The organism is Streptomyces sp. NPDC057623 (genome assembly GCF_042800355.1).
Classification (GTDB): domain Bacteria; phylum Actinomycetota; class Actinomycetes; order Streptomycetales; family Streptomycetaceae; genus Streptomyces.
The window spans coordinates 1-19,355 of sequence record NZ_JBHVGZ010000115.1 but is presented as its reverse complement, the minus strand read 5'-3'; the positions used below and the strand labels follow the sequence as shown (position 1 = coordinate 19,355).

Genomic DNA, 19,355 nt, shown 5'->3' with positions numbered 1-19,355 from the left:
GCAATGCGAGCCCGTGCCGACCGGCGCCCTGGACGCTACGGCTGCAGACCGGGCGTCTGGGGTCGATTCAACAAGTCAGGGGCATGACCACCGGCCTTCCCTCAGGTCGGGAGGCTCTTCGTAATGTGGATGTGGCGATCGGTGCCGTGAGACGGCCGGGCGAGGACGACCGAAGGACGCACGTGATCGACGTCAGTGACATCGGCGCCTTCCTCGGCCTGGACGTCGGCAAGGGCGAACACCACGCCACCGCCGTCACCCCGGCCGGGAAGAAGGCCTTCGACAAGCGGCTTCCCAACAGCGAGCCGAAGCTCCGCGAAGTGTTCGGCAAACTGCAGGCCAAGCACGGGACCGTGCTCGTGGTGGTCGACCAGCCGGCCTCGATCGGGGCTCTGCCGCTGGCGGTGGCCCGGGACATGCGCTGCCAGGTCGCCTATCTGCCCGGTCTGACGATGCGGCGGATCGCCGACCTCTATCCCGGCGAGGCCAAGACCGATGCCCGCGACGCGTTCGTCATCGCGGACGCGGCCCGCGTCATGCCTCATACGCTCCGCTCGGTCGACCTCCAGGACGAGACCGTCGCCGAGCTGGAGATGATCGTCGGCTTCGACGACGACCTGGCCGGCGAAGCAACCCGCATCAGCAACCGCCTGCGGGGCCTGCTGACGCAGATCCACCCGTCGCTGGAACGGGTCCTGGGCCCGCGCGTCCAGCACCCGGCCGTGCTCAAGCTCCTCGACCAGTTCGGCTCCCCGGCCCAGATCCGCAAAGCCGGACGCCGACGGCTCACTGCGCTGATACGCCCGAAGGCACCGCGGATGGCAGAGCGCCTCGTCGAAGAAATCTTCACCGCCCTGGACGAACAGACCGTCGTCGTCCCGGGCACCGACGCAGCCGCTCTGATCGTCCCCAGCCTCGCCAACTCGCTCCGAGCAGTGCTTGACCAGCGGAAACTCTTGGCCACTCGGATCGAGGAACTGCTGGAGAACCACCCTCTTTCGAAGGTCCTGACGTCCATGCCGGGGATCGGCGTCAGGACCGGAGCCCGCATCCTCATCGACGTCGGTGACGGCAGTTCGTTCCCGACCGCCGCCCACCTCGCCGCCTACGTCGGCCTCGCCCCCACAACCCGCAGTTCTGGCTCCTCGATCCGCGGCGAACAACCATCCCGCCGCGGAAACAAGCAGCTCAAACGGGCCTTCTTCCTGTCCGCGTTCGCAGCTCTGGCCGACCCGGTCTCCCGGACCTACTACGACAAGAAGATCAGCCAGGGAAAGCACCACACCCAAGCCCTCCTCTGCCTCGCGAGACGACGAGCCGACGTCCTCTTCGCGATGCTCCGCGACGGCACCTTCTACGAACCCCACCCCGCCCCATCAGCTTGACGAAACCCATAGGGGCACCCCCCCCGAGGGGTGTCCGCGCTTCCAGCTCCCGCCCACCATGGGCGAGGCCACCCAAGGCCGCCCCGACAGCCCGCACCAGTGCATCGCCCCTCGCTGCGACTCCGGCTACGGACTACGCCTCACGCCAAGTCGCGGTGGGGAGGCGGGTTGACCCGGCAGGGTCGGGCTTCAGCCGGGACGCTCCACGGCGCCGAGGCGGCAGAGAGAAGGGGCCGGCCCGGGCCCCTTCTCTCTGCCGCGATGCGGGTCAGGCGGTGGAATCGGAGAAGAGCTGGCGGAGTTCGCCGATGCCGGAGATACGGCTGACCAGTTCGTCGCCCTCCGTCAGGTAGCGCGGCGGGTTCATCCGGTTGCCGACTCCGGCGGGTGTGCCGGTGAAGACGAGGTCGCCGGGAAGCAGGGGCACGATGGCCGAGAGACGCGCGATCAGCTCGGGGACCGGGAAGATCATGGACTTCGTACGGTCGTGCTGGACGACGTCGCCGTTGAGGAGCCCGGTGATCTCCAGGTCGCCGGGGTCGGCGAACTCGTCGGGTGTGACGAGGAACGGGCCGGTCGGGCCAAAGCCGGGGAAGGACTTGCCCAGGCTGAACTGCGGTGGTTTCCCGGCCAGTTGGACGACCCGCTCGGAGAGGTCCTGGCCGACGGTGAGCCCGGCGACGCTCTCCCAGGCGCGGTCCTCGGGCACGCGGTGCGCGTGCCGGCCGACCACCGCGACGAGTTCGACCTCCCAGTCGACCTTGCCGGGCGGGAGTTCGACGGTAGTGCGAGGGCCGGTGACGCAGGTCGGGAACTTGGTGAAGATCAGAGGGTCGTCCGGTGGCGTGTAGCCCGCCTCAGCCGCGTGCGGCGGGTAGTTGAGCGCCACCGCGAACACCTGGCGTGGGCGCGGCACCGGGGCGCCGAGCGCGTCCGGCTCGACGGGAATGCCGTAGGCGTCCGAAGGCAAGTCGGAAGCGGCCCAGTGCCGTAGCTCCTGCCAGCTGTCGAGCAGTGTCATGGGGTCGGAGGAGAACCGGTTCTTGGACGCCGACGAGATGTCGGCCGCCCGGTCCCCCTCGACGAGGACGGCGCGTCCGCCGATGACAGCGAGCCTCACCAGTCCACCTTCTGCGGTACGGGGGTGCCGTGACCCTGCTCCCAGCTGACGATCGGCGTGCGCAGGACGCCGAGGCGCTCGACCTCGGCCTCGATGACGTCACCGGGCTTGAGGTACATGTCCGGGTCGCCGCTGAAGCCCGCGACGCCCTGGACAGTGCCGGTGGTGATCAGGTCGCCCGCGCTGTAGCCCTGCGGGGAGTGGTAGGCGACTAGGTGCGGGATGGAGACCGACATGCGGTTGGTGTTGGACTTCTGCCGGACCATGCCGTTGACACGCAGTTCCATGTCGAGGTTCTGTGGGTCGGGGATCTCGTCGGCGGTGACGATGTAGGGGCCGACCGGGCAGAAGGTGTCGATGGCCTTGCAGAAGGAGAAGACGCCGGACTCCATCTCGCGGCGCTGGATGTCGCGTGCGGTGATGTCGTTGAAGACGACGTATCCGGCGATGTGGTCGGGGGCGTCGTCCACACCGAAGAACTTGCCGGGCTTGCCGATGACGACGGCGATCTCCAGCTCGTAGTCCAGCTCACTGGTCAGGTGCTCGGGGTAGATCACGGGCTCGTCGGGGCCGACGATCGCGTCGACGTTCTGGAAGAAGACGATGCCCTTGTGCATGGGGTGCGACCAGTCGACGTTCTTCGACTCGTCCTCGTGCTCGCGGAAGTTGCCGGAGGTGTGGAAGAACTTCTTCGGCACGATCGGCGCGCGCAGCCGTACGTCGTCCAGGGCCAGGCGCTCTCCGGTCTCCGTCACCCGGCCGTCGAGCTCGAAGTACTCACGGGTCGAGCCGACCTCCAGGGGGAGGACGACTCGCTCCTCCAACTCCAGCCTGCCGACGCGCCCGTCGTCAAAGGTGACCAGCTTCATGTGTTCCGCCTATCTGAACGTCTGCGACTTCTGAGGTCTTGCCGATAACGCTTCTATGAGTGGGTCTCCGGATGCGGCAGGGCAGTCGCCTGACCAGCCGACGGCTGCTCACCTGCGAAGACACGCAGCTGGAGGGCGAGCATGCCGTAGTACCCGACCAACGTGGTGAGCTCGAACAGGCCGCGTGCCCCTACCGTCAGCACGGCCTCGTCGTACTCCTCGTCGGTCAGTTCCCCGGCGAGGATGAGCGCGTGAGTGATCCGCAGGGCGGTCCGCTCCGCCGGGTCCGCCAGCGCGGGGACGGCGCCGACACGCAGTGCGGCCATTTCCCGATCGCTCAGTCCGCAGGTGCGGCCCACGGCCTCGTGGGCTTCCCGCTCGAAGGTGCTGCCCCAGTGTGCGGCGACGGCGAGGATGGCCATCTCGCGCACGCGGTCGGTGAGGGCACTGTCGTAGCGCACCGCGCTTCCAACCGCCTGTACGGCAAGGCCGACCGGCGGGCTGAGCAGCATCGCGTTGAACGGACCGCGCAGGCGGCCGTCCTCGTCGGCCAGGGCGAACGACTGCCGCCCTGCCGAGCGGCGTCCCCCGGTGATGGCCGAGTAGACCTCCGCCTGCTGCTCGTCGAGCTCTCCGGGCAGTAGCCCAGCCAGTCGAACTGTCATCAGCGCTCCTTCGGCCGGCTCGTCGATCGGACCACAGCCTAACCTTTCCCTTCGTTCAGTGAAAGCCAATTTCACTTGACAAAAGTAACTGTGACACTGGCTTCCGTAGAGTGAAAATGAGAGAGTCCCTCTCAGTCGCCCCGACAAGAAAGCGAGCCGACCTTGCCGCCGCGTCAGTCCCAGCCCGTAGAGGTGCCCGACGCCTCCACCGGGGATGCACCCGCCAAGCGCAGCTATCGCGTGGAGGCACTGGCCAAGGGGCTCCGTCTGCTCGGCCTGTTCTCCGAGCAGCGGGCTTCCATGAAACTCTCCGACATGGCTGCCGAGACGGGAGTACCCCTCCCGACGGCATTCCGGCTGGCGGCCACGCTGGTGACCGAGGGGTTCCTGGAGCAGTTGCCCAACGGCGCGTACCGCCCTGCCCCGCGGGTCCTGACGCTCGGTTTCTCGGCACTGCGCGGCCTTGACCTGGTCCAGCTCGCGGAAGGTCCTCTGCGTCGTCTGGCCGAAGCAACCAGCCAGACGGTGAACCTGGGCACGCTGTCCGACGACTACGTCCTCTACCTGATCCGGCTGCGCAACAACGACCTGGTCACCGCGAACATCCAGGTGGGGTCACGGCTCCCGGCAGTCAGCACCTCGATAGGGAAGATGCTGTTGAGCGCGCTCGATGACACCGAGCTTGAGCGGCGCTTGACCGAGAAGTCCTTCGCCGGGGCGATGGGACCGAATGCCATCAGGTCCCTCGACGGGCTACGTGGTGCGCTGAGTGGGATTCGCGAACAGGGATATGTCATACAGGACGAGGAGCTCGCCTACGGTCTGCGCTCCGTGGCCGCGCCGATCACGGACGCGACCGGGTCCATCGTGGCGGCTGCCAATGTCGCTGTTCCGGCGCGCGAGTTTCCTGTGGAGCGCTTGCTCGGCGAACTGCGCCAGCCCCTCATGGACGCCTGTCGCGAGATCTCTCGACTGCTCGGCGGCCGCTGATTCCCTCTCCGCGCCGGACGCGGAACTCGGTGCGACGATGAGCCGGCGGATCAGACGAGGGTGCGACCGCCATCCACATAGAGCACCTGTCCGGTCACGAACGACGCCCGTGGTGAGGCCAGGAACAGTGTCGCGCCGACGACGTCCTCGGGGGTGCCGAGGCGTCCTGCCGGTACCAGGTCGGTCATCTCGTCGCGCATGCCGGGTTTGTCGAGGTACGCGCGTGTCAGCTCGGTCTCCGTGTAGCCCGGCGCGACCGCGTTGACCGTCACGCCGTCACCGGCCCATTCTCGGGCCATGACCTTGATCAGCTGGTCGAGTCCGCCCTTTGTCGCGGCGTAGGGGGCATGGTGTCGGTGCGCGAGCTTGGAGGAGACCGAGGAGAAGAACACCATCCGGCCACCTCCTGCCTCGCCCATGACCCGACCCGCCGCCCGGCCGATCCAGAAGGCGCTGGACAGGTTCAGGGTGAGGATCCGGTCCCACACTTCGTCGGGCATGTCCAGTACCGGTCTGCGGTCGTTGGTCCCGACCGCGTGGACCAGTACGTCCAGACCGCCGAGTAGACGGGCGGCCGTAGCGACCGCCTCGTCGCAGGACTCGGAGGAAGTCACGTCGGCGGCCACGGTCTGGATGTCCGCCTCCGCCACCCGAGGGTCCTCCCGGAAGGTCTTGAGTCGGCTCTCGTCCACGTCCACCACCACGAGGCGTGTACCGGCTTCGGCCAGCCCTCGGGCGCAGGCCGCTCCGAGCCCTCCCGCTCCGAACACCAGAGCGCGTCCGCCCTCCAGACCCAGCCATCCCATGGATATCTCCATTTTCATTGAGTAAAAGTAAGTTTCATATAGTGCCTGACGATAGCGGCTGGCCTGTGTGCTGTCCATCGCGTCGAGCACACCGCCGAGGGCGAAGCAGGTCACGGTGGAGAGCGGAAGGGTGACCGTGGACCACGAGCGCCGCGGGGTGAGCAGGAGTGCTATCCGGCAGCCGCCTTTCGGAACAGGCCCTGCGGACGGACCGCGAGCACCAGGAAGAAGGTCAGGTGGACGACGACCTCCCGCCAGCCGCCGCCGAAGAGGCTGACGCTGACGGACTTCAGGACGCCCGGCGTCACCCCGGCCGGCAGTACGCTGCCGATGCCGGCCAGGGCCACCACGGCGAAGCCGGTGAGCAGCAGCGGCCGGCCGCTGGTGGGGGTGAAGCTCTGCGCCATGTCCGTGAGCACTCCACCGGCCGCGGCGAGCGCCGCCGCCTCGGCGAAGGTCATGGCGTAGACCTGGTTGTGTTGATACCGAGCACGGCCGCCGTGGCCGGGTCGGCCGCCGCCCGCGCCGCATGCACTGCCGGCCCGCGACCTGCTCAGGGCCAGGTGGGTGGCGGCGCACAGAAGCTCGGTCAGGTCGAAGGCGATGACGTACACGATCTGGACCCGCGCCGAACAGAAGACGGGCCGGTGCCGGCGTACGAGGCGGGCAGGGCTTTGGGGTGGGTGCCGAAGGCGGCCTGGAATAGTGTCTGAGGTAGCAGCGAGAGGCCGAAGGCGGCCACCAGCGGGGCCCTCCTGCTGTCGCGCATCAGTGGGGTGAGCAGGTAGCGCTGCAAGGGGGTACGACAGTCGAACCCCAGTCCACCCCCCGTTTCCTCCCCCTGGGACGGCAAGATCTTCGACGGTTCCTGGACGCAGGGCCGGGGCGGAACCCTGGAGGTGACCGCACCGGCCACAGGCCAGGTCATCGCCACGGTCGGTACGGCCACGGCGACCGACGCCGACCGAGCCGTCGAGATCACGGCAAAGGCCCAGCGGACCGGGCCAGGCTGCCCTACGACCGGCGGGCGGAGGTATTTCGGAGGGCGGCGGCCGCCCTGGAGGAGAACCGGGGTCGACTGGTGCGCTGGATCGTCGCCGAAGCAGGGGCCGGGGAGGAAAGGCCGCCTTCGAGGTCGGGGCGCGCTCCTCGCCGCCGGCGGCACCTGCGACGGCTGGTTCTACCGGCCCACCGTCCTCTTCGGCATACCCCCGACGCGCCCGCTTCTGCGAGGAGATCTTCCGCCCCGTGGCCCCGTCACCGCCTGCGAGACCGTCGGGCAGGCGGTGGAGATCATCAACTCCTCCGAGTACGGCCTGTCGGTCGCCATCCTCACTCAGGACGTGTTCGGTGCCCTGGAACTGGCCGAGGGGATCGAGTCCGGCGCCGTCCACATCAACGACCAGACCGTCGATGACGAGGCGGTGGCGCCCTTGGGCGGAGCCAAGGCCTCCGTGGCCGGCGGCCGCGTCGGGGGCGGAACAGCGGCCACGCGTCCACGGATTGCACGCGCCCGCGCGACCCGCATCGGCCCGTGGCCACGGCCACCCAGCGCGAACGAGTGGAGCATGCATCGCAACTCTCGCGTCGTGGCCACACCGGTCAGACAGGGGCTCAGATCAGGAGACCGGCACGAGGCATACGGTGTTGCTCCGAAGCCGCCCCGCACGGGACCTCCGGCCGCTTCGCCGCCTCTTGCCCACCCGGCGGCCGCATCAGCGCTTCGATCGTCGGCCGCGAGCACTCGACGAGGTCATCGACGCTCGCTTCCTCGCTCCCGGAGGGCTTCAGGACGTAACGGGTGAGGGTGTGCGATCCCGCATCGGGAACACGTTGAACCGCTTGAGCGCCGAGGCCCGTCTGCGAGGGGGGCGTTCCAGGGTCGCTTCCCGAGAGCGGGCCCGGCGCTGCACCCGAGTGGATCCAGATGTGCCGGACATCAGTGATCGCCGTGGGGCCCCCGCGTCGGTCGGTGAGGTCATGGTGATGACGCCGGGCGGCGATCCATTGCACTACCTGCACGACTTCCCCGCCTCCGACGTGGGCACAGCGACCTCCGCCAACAACTTCTTCCGCGAGATCGGCGCCACGCTGGGCACCGCGGGTGTCGGCGCGGTGTTCACCCACCGGCTCACCGACCAGCTCAGCGACCGCCTCAAAGGAGCGTCCGCCGGTGTGGCCGGCGACACCCACTCGCTCACCCCGGACCTGGTCCACTCCCGCCCGGACAAGGTCCAGGACGCGGTGATCCTCTCGTACCAGCACGCCTTGACACCGGTGTGTTCCGCTACCTGGTCCCCGTGTTCGCCGTCAGCCTCGTCCTCGCCTTCCTCCTCCCGGAGAAGGAGCTCGCGGACAGCACCGAAGGCGACGGCCCCGACGCGACGCCCGACCAGCCCGAGGCGGCGCTGACCGGGAACTGAGCCGGAACGGGCCGCGGGGCGCGTCGGGCGCACTCATCAGTCCGCGACGGCGTCCCTCCGGGCGGCGGTTGCGTCGAGCGGCCAGTCCGGTCGGCACCAGCGCACCAGTCAACGCAGGTGTGCCGGCTCCCTCTTGGTGACCGCGGGCGGCGTCGCGCATGTGCCGGCCGCGGTCCTCCTCGGACCGGCACATGCCCAGGGATCCGACGCAACGCCTCTGCTGTCCAAGCGGTTCATGCTCGGCACCCGCCTGGACGACAACACCGTGGGACGCGGTCGACAGGGCCGTCGTTCCAGTCAGGCCGGCCTGTGACGGGCCGGTCTGCCGCGGTCCGAGGGCGAGTTCGGCGTACCGGTCGTTCCCTACCTGTGCCTCGTTCCCCTTCTGGGGCGTCATCGGCGAAGATGCCCTCGGCTTCATGTGTGCCGTCGATGGGCCATGGCCCTGAAGGTGACTGGCCGGTGGCTCCACCGCGTGTGGCCGACGGCCGCCTTGCGGGCCCGTTTCGCGCGCCACTTCCGACTTGCGCCGCGGGAGCCCGGGAACATGCTGCCGGTCCGGCTCGCTGGAAACGCCCCGAGTGACGGCCGTGACTTGTCGGCCCTCCCAGACCGGGCGGCCGAACTGGCCAACTGTGCAGAGCTCGTGAGGACTCATCAGTAACTGTCGGTCGCCTCTTCCTCGACAGTCAACCGATCCCCACAATACTGATCACATCGGGGGTGAAAACGAACACCATTACGCAGGGAGAGGACAGAAACTTGTCCCACGACCAACCCGGCGACCGCCACCGCCACAGACCGGCAATTCTTCTGCTGGCCCCGGTACTCGCCGGGAGCCTGGCGCTGACCGCGATCGCGTCGGCGCAAGCCGCCGCACCGGCCAGCGGAACGGCGAACGGCACCACGAACGGGGCAAAGACCGGCCACACGGCCGGATCGGAAGCCGATGAGCAGCACTACTCGGCCGGTACGTATCTGATCGAGCTTGCCGAGGAGCCCGTGGCCTCCTACGCCGGAGGCGCCCAGGGACTGAAGGCCACCAAGCCGCCGCAGGGCAAGCGGCTGACGGTCGGCACGGAACCCGTACGCGCCTATAAGGAGCACCTGGAGCGACAGCGCGAGGGCGTGCTCACCGGCGTACCGGACATCAAGCCGCTCTACACGTACGACATCGTCCTGAACGGTTTCGCCGCCGAACTGACCGCCGCTGAGGCGAACCGGCTGGCCCGCACGCCGGGGGTCGTCTCGCTGACGCGCAACGAGGTGATCCGGCCCGCCCGGGCCGCCGTGGCCGGGAACGACCGCGCGGCCACGTCCGCCGACGCGTCCACCCGTACGCCGGCGGGAACCCTCCCAGCCCCCGACACCGCCAAATTCCTGGGCCTGAAGGACAAGGACGGGCTCTACGGCAAATTCCCCAGGGGACAGCGGGGCGCGGGCGAGGGGATGATCCTCGGTGTTGTCGACTATGGCATCGATACCGACAACCCGTCGGTGCGCGCCCTGCCCGAGCCCCGATCCGACGCCGAGGTCATCGCCAAGAAGTGGAAGGGCAGGTGCGACCCCGGTGAGGACACCGCGCACCAGGTCCGTTGCAACAACAAGGTGATCGGCGCTCAGTACTTCAACAAGGGCCTCACCGACCCGACGGCGGACGACTGGGCGTCCCCCATGGACAACGACTCGCACGGCACCCACACCGCCACAACTGCCGCCGGGAACATGGATGTCGACGCCGTCGTCCCCGACAGCGGCATATCCAGCCGGATATCGGGGGTGGCGCCCGCAGCCCGCATCGCCGCCTACAAGGCGTGCTGGAGCAACGGCTGTTCCACGGTCGACACGGTCGCCGCGATCGACAAGGCCGTGGCCGACGGTGTGGACGTCATCAACTACTCCCTCGGCGGAGACCCGCGGGTTCTCAGCGGCGCCCTCGAGACGGCCATGCGCCACGCGGCCGAAGCGGGCGTCTTCATCTCCGCGGCGGGAGGCAACAGCGGGCCCGGCACGGTCTCGAACGAGCTGCCCTGGATCACCACCGCAGGCGCCTCCACCCACGACACCGGCTACCGCACCACCGTCACCCTCGGCGACGGCACCTCCTACACCGGCGTCGGCATCAGCGCCTCCGCCGTGCCTTCCGCACCACTGGTCGACGCGGCGCGCGCGGCCCGCGGCGGCGTGGCGGCAGCCGACGCCGAGCTGTGCCTGCCCGACACCCTCGACCCGGACAAGGCGACCGGCGCGATCGTGCTGTGCAAGCGCGGCGGCAACACTCGCGTGGACAAGAGCGAACAGGTCAAAGCGGCCGGCGGGGCGGGCATGGTGGTCTACAACCCCGGCGCTCCGGACGATGTGCTCGCCGACGCGCACCGGGTCCCCTCCGTGCACCTGAACACCGTCGACGGCCAGGCCGTCAAGGCATATACGGAGCGGGCCGGGTCCCGTGCCACAGCGCGGCTGGACGCCGCCAGAACGGTCCGTCAGCGCGCCCCGGAGGTGTGGGCCCTCTCCTCCGGCGGCCCCGACGCCATCAGCGGCGGCGATCTGCTGAAGCCGGACCTCATCGCCCCCGGGGTCGACATCGTTGCCGGAGTCGCCCAGGGGAGCCCCGACTTCAAGGGCAAGCAGAACATCATGACCGGTACGTCGATGGCAGCACCGCACATCGCGGGGCTGGCGCTGCTGCTGCGGTCGCTGCACCCGGACTGGTCCCCGGCGGAGGTCAAGTCGGCGCTGATGACCACGGCGACGACCGCCGACAGCGACGGCAAACCGATCCAGCGCTCCGGCGCGGACGCCACGCCCCTCAACTACGGAGCCGGGCAGGTGGTCCCGAACGCGGCCGCCGATCCCGGACTGGTCTACAACTCCACCTCCGCCGACTGGACGGCGTACATCTGCGCTATCGAGGGCCGGCTCGTGGACGAGAACGGCGACGACGTCTGCGCCGCCGTCGCCGAGACCGACCCGAGCGACCTGAACTACCCGACCATCTCGGTCGGCGACCTCGTGGGGAGCCAGACCATCACCCGCACGGTCACCAACGTCGCTCCCACTCCTGGCGACTACACGGTCACGACCACGGCGCCGCGCGGCTTCAAGGCCGAGGCCTCGCCGAAGCGGCTGGTCGTGGCGCCGGGCGCGTCCGCCACGTACCAGGTCACCTTCACCCGCACCGACGCCGCGTACGGCCAGTGGTCGTACGGCCGCGTCGATCTGACGGACATCGGCGCCCGTCACACGGTCCGCAGCACCGTCGCCCTGCGCGCCACGCAATTCTCCGTACCCGCCAAGACCACCGGAACCGGCACTGCCGGTTCGGTGACACTCAGCCCGGAGACCGGCTGGTACGGCACACTCACGACCCGGGTCGACGGCCCGTACACGGGCGAGCCCAGGACCGGCACCCTGACCGGCGCCACCCCGGATCTCGCCCCGACCGACCCGCCCGCCGAATTCCCGCCGGCCACGGACCGGACGGCGATCACCGCTCCCGAGGGCTGCCGGTTCGCCAGGGTGGGCATCCTCTCCGCCGATCATGTCGACGGCAGTGACGTGGAACGGTGGGTCCGTGGCGAGGCCGGCGGCGAGGCGGCGTCCTGGCCACCGCTCGGCAAGGACGAGTACATCGGCCCCGGACCGGGCACGTACGTGGTCCAGCTCGACCAGTACAGCCTGCCGCGGGACATCACGAGCCAGACCTATGCCCTGGGCACCTGGGGCATGGGTGACATCACCCGGCGCAGCTGCCTGGCCGTGGCCGACCCGGCCACCCGACAGGTGACCGGCAGGGCCACTGCGAAGATCCCCGTCCGCTGGAAGGACCTCTCGCCGACGGAGTCGACCTCCGTCGTCGGCCCACTGGAGTAGGGCGACGGCACCCCCACAGCCGCCCGGACCCTCGTGACCGTCACCGTCGCACCCTGGTGATCACACCCGCCCCGGGCGGTCTGTCCCTGCCCTCAGGGCCGCCGGAGCGCGCGCAGCACGCGGATTCGCCGGCGGGAGAAGTCGACGCAGACCCTCTGACCGATGGCCTGTGATCCAGGCCATCCGCTGAACTGGAGATCTGACACCGTGACCCAGCCCCCCACACTCGGACTCATCGGATGCGGAATGGTCGGCAGCGCGCTGGCCCGTCTCGCCGTCGCCTCCGGCCTCAATGTCGTACTGAGCAACTCGCGCGGCCCCGAGTCCCTCGCCGCCCTGGTCGCCGAACTCGGCCCACGCGCACGCGCGGCCACGCCGCCCGAGGCCGCCCAGGCGAGCGACATGGTCGCCGTGGCCGTCCCCCTGAACGCCTATGACCGGCTTCCCGTGTCGGAGTTGGCAGGCAGGACCGTCATCGACCTCATGAACTATCACCCGGAGCGGCACGGCCGCATTGCCGTGCTGGAATCGGGCAAGATGACGCCCAGTCGCCTGGTCCAGCGGCACCTCGTCGGGTCCCCCGTGGTGAAGGTGTTCAGCGACATCGACTTCCGCCGTCTGCGCCCCGGCCCCCGGCTGGGTGTCCTCGACCGGAGCGTCCTGCCCGTCGCCGGCGACGATGTGGACGCCAAGGCGGAGGTGTCCCGGCTGTTGAGTGCCCTCGGCTACAACGTGATCGACGTCGGCACGTTCGAGAACAGCCGGGTGCTCACTGCCCTCGCGGTTGCCACCGAACAGGCCAGGGCGGTCACACGGGCGATGGCCGAGAAACTGGAGATCCTCCCGCCGGACTCTCCTGGCTATGTGAACTGGCCCACCGCGTCCTGCTCCGCCGCCGTGAGAATGCGTCTGTCGCCCCAAGAACAGCGGATCATGACGCTGACTGCCGCCGGCCGTTCGCTGACGGAAGTGGCACAGGAGATGTACTTGTCGGAGAAGACGGTCAGAAACTACTTGAGCCGTATCTACGGAAAACTAGGAGTGCGGTCCCGACACCAAGCCATACTTCACTGGCTGGGACATGTGGGTTCCCCTGATATCGAGTCCACCGCGACATGAGTGTGTCGACGACCATGCAGAGATTGTTGCCGACGACGGTAACTCGGGGCCTTCGGCCTTGATTCCGGGCGTTCTTGGAGATGGCAAGGGAATGGGCTGGCTGTGGTTGATACCGCATCGGACCAACGAAGGGGGCGGCGGACCGGTCGGAATCCTCGGCGGAGCTGTGCCGGGATGGCCGCGCCGTTGGGTGGAAGATGACACACAGCGCCCTGGAATTGTCGGCGAGATGAGAACAAGTGACGGCGTGTCGGCCCAACGTCGATCGTGCCCCGGCGCGGTCACTCGCGGGCTCGCCGTGCTCGAGGCGGAGCGATAGGGGCCCGCGGCGACAACGGTCCACAACCCCACTGAACTGACTGCCCGACAGCCACTTCCGGCCGCCGATCGACGGATCGGGCGCTCGATCTGCGCCTTCCGCGTTGATTTCCTACACCACGTACTTGCTGATGTCTTGCGGTAGCGGGCCTTCAGGCGCTGGCCGTGCTGTTCTGGGAGGAGATTGATGGGCCACGGCCTGGCCGATGGCCCCGATCAACGATGCAGCCCTGCCACCGGGCAGGCCCCGGGGCGACCATGATCTGGTCCCCGGCGGCCTGGAAGGGAACGGTGAAGCTCACCCGCTGAACGGACACTGCGGGCGTGGCCGTCATGACATCGCCGGCCATGTGGACCAGCGCCTGGCAGACCGTCAGCAGTGCGAAGATCTCCTACTCAAGGCAGGCGACACCGCGTGAACGCAGCACTCGTCCGTCCAAGACCGTGGACTTCAGCGAGAAATGGCAGGTCTCCGCCTGCCTGCGCGGTTCGTCGGAGCCCTCGACGGAGTGTCACGAACTCCCAGACGGTCACTCGCACACGATCGCACTCCGCTGCCTGCTGGTACCAGGGCGGCGGTTCCGGTCAGGGAACCACGATTTCCACAAAGTCGGCGTTGTGCGGAATCGTCACCGGCTTCGGACCCTTGAGGGTGTTGGGGTCTACGCCCCTCCCCGAGACGGTGACCGTCCGACCCGTATCCTCCACCCCGGTTTCGCCGCACCCCTGCCCTCCTGGATCGAGTCGCGAGTCCTTGAGCTGGCGATTGCCGGCGTTCCCGCACTGGTCCAGCACGATCAGCATGCTGTCGACATCGCTGCAGATGTTGATCGGCACTGTGGAGACCGTGTACGCGAGCCCTGCAATGGCGGAGCCTCCGATCGTAAGCACGGCGATGGCTGTCGCGACAGGTGCCCACTTCGTCATGTGCATGCCATCTCCTGGGTGTGGCGGGAAGGGCGGTGAGGAGTGGGGCATCGCTCCCGTGGAGCGGATGAACCATGTCGAGTCTGGCGATCGCCGGGAGGGAGTGCGTAGAGGCGGATGTCCTCACCGGCTGTCGGCGGCGTGGCTTGCCTCACGAAGGCTGTCGCTTTTCAGGACGGACGCGAGTGTCATACCGGATCGACGCGGGAAAGCTCCTCGGTCCGTCCTGGCGGGACATTTGCCTCTATGTCTGAGGGGGGAAAGGCCGACAAAATCGGAGCGCGAGCTGAGTAAATTCAGTGCGATGAAGGCCGCGAAAATCAGTGTGAGTCCTTGCTCGAATCACAAAAGGGAGAGAGATATGCGCCGTTTGGCATCGGTGAAGAAGCGGGTCGCGTCGCTGCTGATTGCGGGCGGACTGTCCCTGGGGGCGTTGGCGGGAACGACCGGCGTGGCCCATGCTGCTACCTTCGTGTGCTATGAAACCACGAGGACGTGCTACGAGATAACCGGCTATGGATCAACGTACAGCGCGGCGATCAGCAACGCCTATGACAGGGCAACAGCTTTCTGTGGCAGCCGTCGCGTCATCGACCAGAACCAGGCCATCGGCCAGCAGCAAAAGGACGGCAGCTATACGTACACGATCTACATCGCGTGCGCGTAGACGATGAGATCCTTGCAGCGCGGCCGTTGATCGCGTCATGGCATCGGTGTCCGCGCGCTATGAGGCTCTCGTGCCGTCGAATGCGGCGTTCGACGTCTCAACCCGGCGGAACGGGAGCCTCGCTGGGCCTCGGCCCGGCTGTCTTCGCCAGCGTACTGCAGAGCGGTGGACAGATCCGGTGCGCCGACGGCCAGTCCTTGGTGCAGGTAGCGATAGGCAGTGAAGACCGGCAGGCCGTTGTCACGGGCGAGTTGGGCCAGTCGCGTGCCGTCGAGGAACCAGCGCGGCACGAGCACTGCCTGCTTGAAGCAGCCCAGCGCATGTCGCCCTTGCGGGTAAGGCCCTTGGTTGGATCTTTCCGTCGCGAGATCGTTCTTACCAGGGGCCTTACGCCTGCCTGGACTTGGGGATACCGCGGACCGTGCGTCGCGCCTCGCGCTCACGGACGGTCGCCGACGGCAGCGGGAACAGCTCGCCGTCCCTTTGTCGTGATCACCTTGGGCCTTACCGTTCCGGAGGACCGACAACTCGATATGCGGCCCACACCCCGTCGCGTTCTGTGGTGACCTGAAAAGCGTGGGTCCGGTGACTAAATGCCCTGGCAGGTCACATAGGCGTACCAGTTGTCGCCGTCCTGCCAGTACCAATAGTCGTTCGCGGGGTCTCCGCCCCGCGCGTAGCAGGCGTCCGCAGCGAGTTGTGAAGCCCAGCCCTGGCTGATGGCGGGGCCGCCCCTGACCCTCTGGGCCGCCGATGCCGGCAGCGCTGCCAGAGCCACCAAAGCTCCTGACAACACCGCAGTGGTGATTACCTGCTTGGCCCGCAAACCGCGACTGCTTCTCTTGCTGCGCATGTGAATCCGTTTCTGTGGGAGTCGGAAGCCCCCGCCTCTGGATACGTCAGAAATCCGAAGAGGGGGGAGATCTTGATCGCAGTGTCCCAGTCGTAGCCTCAGGGTGCATAGAGGCAAATGTCCCTAGCTGTTGACGGGGATGCAGCTCCTGGTGTCCCGGCCCGTGTGAATGCGCAAAATGGCGGAATCTTTACGCAAGTGCCTGTTGGATATGGTGGGGGGTACGTCATGATCGACAGGCAGACGTCCGCAACTCTCCTCAGAGCAGCGTTACTTGAATGACGTTCGGGCGTCCCTACGGCCAATTCCGGATTCGGTCCGCCGAGTTCGGTCTGCCGGTCCCTGCCGTCGTGCCCTTCGTTCTCTCCGCTGAAGCAAGGAAACCCATGCCCTCTGTCACCCCCCACACCACCCCGATACCGGGTGCGAGACGCGCGCCCCGTACCGCCGTGGCTGCCGGTCTCGCCGTGCTGCTCTCCATAACCGGCGCGATACCCGTGGCTTTCGCCGCCGACGGTTCGCCCGCCGCGGTGCCGGCCGATGACGGCTCCGCCAAGTCCGCGCACGACAAGCTCGGTTCGGCGGATGCCGAGTTGCTGTCCGAGGCACGGGCCTCGGGTGAGAAGAACGTTACGATGATGGTCGTCACCGCGCCGGGCCGGACCGAGCAGGTGGCGAAGGAACTGGACGCGGTCAAGGGCGGTTCCGTCGGCCGCAGTTACGACAAGCTCGGCTATGTCCGCGCCACCGTCCCGACCGGCAGGGCGCAGGCGGCGATCGCGGCCGCCGCGAAGCTGTCCTCCGTGCACGCCATCGATCTGCGGCACGGGATCGCGCTGGAGGATCCGCTGCCCGACGCCCGCAAGGTCCAGGGTGTCGCGACGGAGGCGACATCGGAGACCTACCCGGGGCCCGGCAAGGACACCCCGGCCGCGAACCCGTACAACCCGGTCTTCGAGACGGGCGCCGTCGACTTCGTGAAGAAGCACCCGGACGCGGACGGCCGAGGTGTCACCATCGGTGTCCTCGACACCGGCGTCGACCTCGCCCACCCGGCCCTGCAGAAGACCACCACGGGTGAGCGGAAGATCATCGACTGGGTGACCGCCACCGACCCGGTCGTCGATGGCGACGGCACCTGGCGGCCGATGACGAGCGAGGTGTCCGGACCGTCCTTCATCTATGAGGGCCGGAGCTGGAAAGCACCGTCGGGCTCGTATCGCATCAACCTCTTCCGCGAGTCGGTCACCAACGGCGGCAGTGTGGCGGGCGGTGACGCCGACGGTGATGTGAACCGTGACGGTGACACCACCGATGACTGGGGGGTGCTGTACGACCCGGCGGCCGGTACGGTCACCGTCGATGTGAACGACAACGGCGACTTCACCGACGACACCCCGATGAAGCCGTACAAGGACGGTTACCAGGTCGGGTACTTCGGCACCGACGACCCCCAGACCGCCATCGCCGAGCGGCAGCCGTTCGTCGTGGAGATCCGCAAGGACGTCCCGCTGGACCCGCTGGGCGGGCCCCATGTCGGCAAGAAGGCCGACTTCGTCAACATCGGTGTCGTCTCCGGCTCGCACGGCACCCATGTCGCCGGCATCACCGCGGCGAACGGGCTGTTCGGCGGGAAGATGGACGGCGCCGCCCCCGGCGCGCGGATCGTCTCCTCCCGCGCCTGCGCCTTCGGCCCCGGCAGCTGCACCAACATCGCCATGTCCGAGGGCATGATCGACCTCGTCGTCAACCGGGGCGTCGACATCATCAACATGTCCATCGGCGGTCTGATCGCGCTCAATGACGGCAACGACGCCACCTCCGAGCTGTACACGCGCCTGATCGACACCTACGGCGTGCAGATCGTGATCTCGGCCGGCAACAACGGACCCGGCGCCAACACCATCGGCTACCCGAGCTACGCCGACAAGGTGATCTCGGCCGGCTCGGGCATCTCCAAGGAGACCTGGGCCGCCAACTACGGCTCCGCCGTGGAGAAGAGCTACAGCATGTCCGCCTACTCCTCGCGCGGCCCGCGCGAGGACGGCGGGTTCACGCCGACGCTGGTCGCGCCCGGCTCGGCGGTCTCCTCCATCCCGACCTGGATGCCCGGCGACCAGTTCTACAAGGACTACACGGGCTGGGACCTGCCCGCCGGCTACGGCATGTACCAGGGCACCTCGATGGCCTCCCCGCAGACGGCGGGCGCGTCCGCGCTCCTGCTGTCCGCCGCCAAGGCCCGGCACATCGACCTCACCCCGCAGAAGCTGCGCACGGCGCTGACCTCGACCGCCCGCCACATCAAGGGAGCCCAGGCGTACGAGGAGGGCGCCGGCCTCATCGACGTACCGGCCGCGTGGAAGGACATCGAGGCGGGCGCGAGCGCCCACGACTACACCGTGAAGGCCCCGGTCGACACCGCGCTGGACCAGGAGCTGAAGACCCCCGGCTTCGGCACCGGCATCTACGACCGTGAGGGCGGACTGAAGGCCGGCCAGAAGAAGACCTACGACGTCACGCTCACTCGCACCTCCGGCCCCGACGCGCCGGTCGTGCACGAGCTGCGGCTGAAGAACAACAAGGCCGACACCTTCTCGATCCTCGGCCCGCAGACCGTCGAGCTGCCGCTGGACCAGCCGGTCACCGTCAAGGTTCAGGCCGCGCCCACGGCCGTGGGCATCAAGAGCGCCCGCCTGGAGGTCGACGACCCGGCCACCGCGGGCGTCGACCGACAGATCCTGGCGACTGTTGTGGTCTCCACCCCGGCCCACTACACCTACTCCGTCTCCGGCTCGGTGCAGCGCAACAGCGCCGACACCTACTTCGTGACCGTCCCCGAGGGCGCCAGGACGCTGGAGGTCAAGCTCGGCGGTCTGGCGGACGGCAGCTGGACGGAGGCCGGCGCGCTCCAGCCGTACGGTGTCCTCGCCAAGGGCGACGACTCCGGGGCGTCGGGCGTGACCACGTACCCGGACCCGCGGCCCGGTGTCTGGGAGATCGTGGTCCAGTCGTACTACGCCACCAAGCCGCTGGACAATCCCTACGACCTCGACGTCACCGTGTACGGCGCCTCCTTCGACCCGGATCCCGCGACCGTACCGCAGGCCGTGGTGGGCACCCCGGCCGCCGTCTCCTGGAAGGCGGCCAACGGCTACGCACCCGTGCACGGCACCATCGAGGGCGGACCGCTCGGCTCCGCGAAGACCGCGCGGCCGACCGTCGCCACCGGGGCCACGCAGACCACCACGGTCGTGGTGCCCAAGGGCACCACGTCCCTGGACGTCGCCATCGGCAGCCCCTCCGACTCCTCCGCCGACCTGGACCTGATGGTCTACGA

Annotated in this window: 15 protein-coding genes and 1 pseudogene; 8 read left to right on the top strand and 8 right to left on the bottom strand. The window is 68.4% G+C overall.

All coding sequences use genetic code 11. From position 1 onward, the window contains the following. Positions 1-182 precede the first annotated feature (182 nt). Positions 183-1,385, top strand: a complete 1,203-nt coding sequence (locus ACFU95_RS48495; RefSeq protein ID WP_383843494.1) for an IS110 family transposase — start codon at positions 183-185, stop codon at positions 1,383-1,385. A 268-nt stretch (positions 1,386-1,653) separates the two neighbouring features. Here the strand turns inward: ACFU95_RS48495 and ACFU95_RS48490 are convergent, their stop codons facing one another. Genes ACFU95_RS48490 through ACFU95_RS48480 form a run of 3 tightly spaced genes read right to left on the bottom strand, consistent with a single transcriptional unit; the run spans position 1,654 to position 4,039 of the window. Beyond that, positions 1,654-2,505: a fumarylacetoacetate hydrolase family protein gene (locus tag ACFU95_RS48490; protein WP_383843491.1), complete on the bottom strand. Its 852-nt coding sequence runs from the start codon at positions 2,503-2,505 to the stop codon at positions 1,654-1,656. After that, positions 2,502-3,374 carry a fumarylacetoacetate hydrolase family protein gene (locus ACFU95_RS48485; RefSeq protein WP_383843489.1) on the bottom strand — a complete coding sequence of 291 codons (873 nt, stop codon included), beginning with the start codon at positions 3,372-3,374 and terminating at the stop codon, positions 2,502-2,504. The genes ACFU95_RS48490 and ACFU95_RS48485 overlap by 4 nt, the downstream gene beginning before the upstream one ends. Positions 3,375-3,427: 53 nt before the next feature. Next, the gene (locus tag ACFU95_RS48480) at positions 3,428-4,039 is read right to left on the bottom strand and encodes a carboxymuconolactone decarboxylase family protein (RefSeq protein WP_383843486.1); all 612 of its coding nucleotides are present in this window, start codon (positions 4,037-4,039) and stop codon (positions 3,428-3,430) included. A 192-nt stretch (positions 4,040-4,231) separates the two neighbouring features. Here ACFU95_RS48480 and ACFU95_RS48475 point away from each other — a divergent pair, with 192 nt between their 5' ends. Then, the gene (locus ACFU95_RS48475) at positions 4,232-5,029 is read left to right on the top strand and encodes an IclR family transcriptional regulator (RefSeq protein ID WP_383843483.1); all 798 of its coding nucleotides are present in this window, start codon (positions 4,232-4,234) and stop codon (positions 5,027-5,029) included. 50 nt (positions 5,030-5,079) lie between these two features. On the opposite strand, the gene ACFU95_RS48470 is transcribed toward ACFU95_RS48475, so the two are convergent. Together ACFU95_RS48470 and ACFU95_RS48465 are read right to left on the bottom strand one after the other, a co-directional pair. Beyond that, positions 5,080-5,835, bottom strand: a complete 756-nt coding sequence (locus tag ACFU95_RS48470; RefSeq protein ID WP_383843480.1) for an SDR family NAD(P)-dependent oxidoreductase — start codon at positions 5,833-5,835, stop codon at positions 5,080-5,082. A gap of 170 nt (positions 5,836-6,005) precedes the next feature. Further along, on the bottom strand, positions 6,006-6,449 hold the full coding sequence (locus tag ACFU95_RS48465; RefSeq protein ID WP_383843477.1) for a hypothetical protein: 444 nt from the start codon (positions 6,447-6,449) through the stop codon (positions 6,006-6,008). A gap of 285 nt (positions 6,450-6,734) precedes the next feature. On the opposite strand from ACFU95_RS48465, the gene ACFU95_RS48460 reads away from it, so the two are divergent. The 4 genes from ACFU95_RS48460 (at position 6,735) to ACFU95_RS48445 (ending at position 13,253) form a co-directional block, all read left to right on the top strand. Beyond that, positions 6,735-7,640 carry an aldehyde dehydrogenase family protein gene (locus ACFU95_RS48460; RefSeq protein WP_383843474.1) on the top strand — a complete coding sequence of 302 codons (906 nt, stop codon included), beginning with the start codon at positions 6,735-6,737 and terminating at the stop codon, positions 7,638-7,640. A 175-nt stretch (positions 7,641-7,815) separates the two neighbouring features. Beyond that, positions 7,816-8,247 carry a hypothetical protein gene (locus ACFU95_RS48455; protein WP_383843471.1) on the top strand — a complete coding sequence of 144 codons (432 nt, stop codon included), beginning with the start codon at positions 7,816-7,818 and terminating at the stop codon, positions 8,245-8,247. A gap of 773 nt (positions 8,248-9,020) precedes the next feature. After that, on the top strand, positions 9,021-12,134 hold the full coding sequence (locus ACFU95_RS48450; protein ID WP_383843468.1) for a S8 family serine peptidase: 3,114 nt from the start codon (positions 9,021-9,023) through the stop codon (positions 12,132-12,134). 207 nt (positions 12,135-12,341) lie between these two features. Next, positions 12,342-13,253 carry an NAD(P)-binding domain-containing protein gene (locus ACFU95_RS48445; RefSeq protein WP_383843465.1) on the top strand — a complete coding sequence of 304 codons (912 nt, stop codon included), beginning with the start codon at positions 12,342-12,344 and terminating at the stop codon, positions 13,251-13,253. A gap of 903 nt (positions 13,254-14,156) precedes the next feature. Here ACFU95_RS48445 and ACFU95_RS48440 read toward each other — a convergent pair. Further along, entirely contained in the window at positions 14,157-14,504 is a 348-nt protein-coding gene (locus ACFU95_RS48440; protein ID WP_383843462.1) for a hypothetical protein, read from the bottom strand. Between the two features lie 355 nt (positions 14,505-14,859). Here ACFU95_RS48440 and ACFU95_RS48435 point away from each other — a divergent pair, with 355 nt between their 5' ends. Beyond that, positions 14,860-15,165, top strand: coding sequence for a hypothetical protein (locus tag ACFU95_RS48435; RefSeq protein WP_383843459.1), 306 nt, complete (start codon positions 14,860-14,862; stop codon positions 15,163-15,165). A 149-nt stretch (positions 15,166-15,314) separates the two neighbouring features. Here the strand turns inward: ACFU95_RS48435 and ACFU95_RS48430 are convergent. Together ACFU95_RS48430 and ACFU95_RS48425 are read right to left on the bottom strand one after the other, a co-directional pair. After that, positions 15,315-15,497: pseudogene (locus ACFU95_RS48430) on the bottom strand (IS5/IS1182 family transposase); the annotation flags it as partial. Positions 15,498-15,754: 257 nt separating this feature from the next. Continuing rightward, on the bottom strand, positions 15,755-15,943 hold the full coding sequence (locus tag ACFU95_RS48425; RefSeq protein WP_383843456.1) for a hypothetical protein: 189 nt from the start codon (positions 15,941-15,943) through the stop codon (positions 15,755-15,757). Between the two features lie 461 nt (positions 15,944-16,404). Between ACFU95_RS48425 and ACFU95_RS48420 the strand changes: the two genes are divergently transcribed. Next, positions 16,405-19,355, top strand: a 2,951-nt coding sequence (locus tag ACFU95_RS48420; protein ID WP_383843453.1) for a S8 family serine peptidase, incomplete at its 3' end; no start/stop codon positions are given.

Excerpts from the sequence above, each read along its gene's own strand:
- ACFU95_RS48485 (WP_383843489.1), bottom strand. The coding sequence starts at position 3,374 with ATGAAGCTGGTCACCTTTGACGACGGGCGCGTCGGCAGGCTGGAGTTG.
- ACFU95_RS48480 (WP_383843486.1), bottom strand. The coding sequence starts at position 4,039 with ATGACAGTTCGACTGGCTGGGCTACTGCCCGGAGAGCTCGACGAGCAG.
- ACFU95_RS48470 (WP_383843480.1), bottom strand. The coding sequence starts at position 5,835 with ATGGGATGGCTGGGTCTGGAGGGCGGACGCGCTCTGGTGTTCGGAGCG.
- ACFU95_RS48455 (WP_383843471.1), top strand. The coding sequence starts at position 7,816 with ATGGTGATGACGCCGGGCGGCGATCCATTGCACTACCTGCACGACTTC.
- ACFU95_RS48440 (WP_383843462.1), bottom strand. The coding sequence starts at position 14,504 with ATGCACATGACGAAGTGGGCACCTGTCGCGACAGCCATCGCCGTGCTT.
- ACFU95_RS48435 (WP_383843459.1), top strand. The coding sequence starts at position 14,860 with ATGCGCCGTTTGGCATCGGTGAAGAAGCGGGTCGCGTCGCTGCTGATT.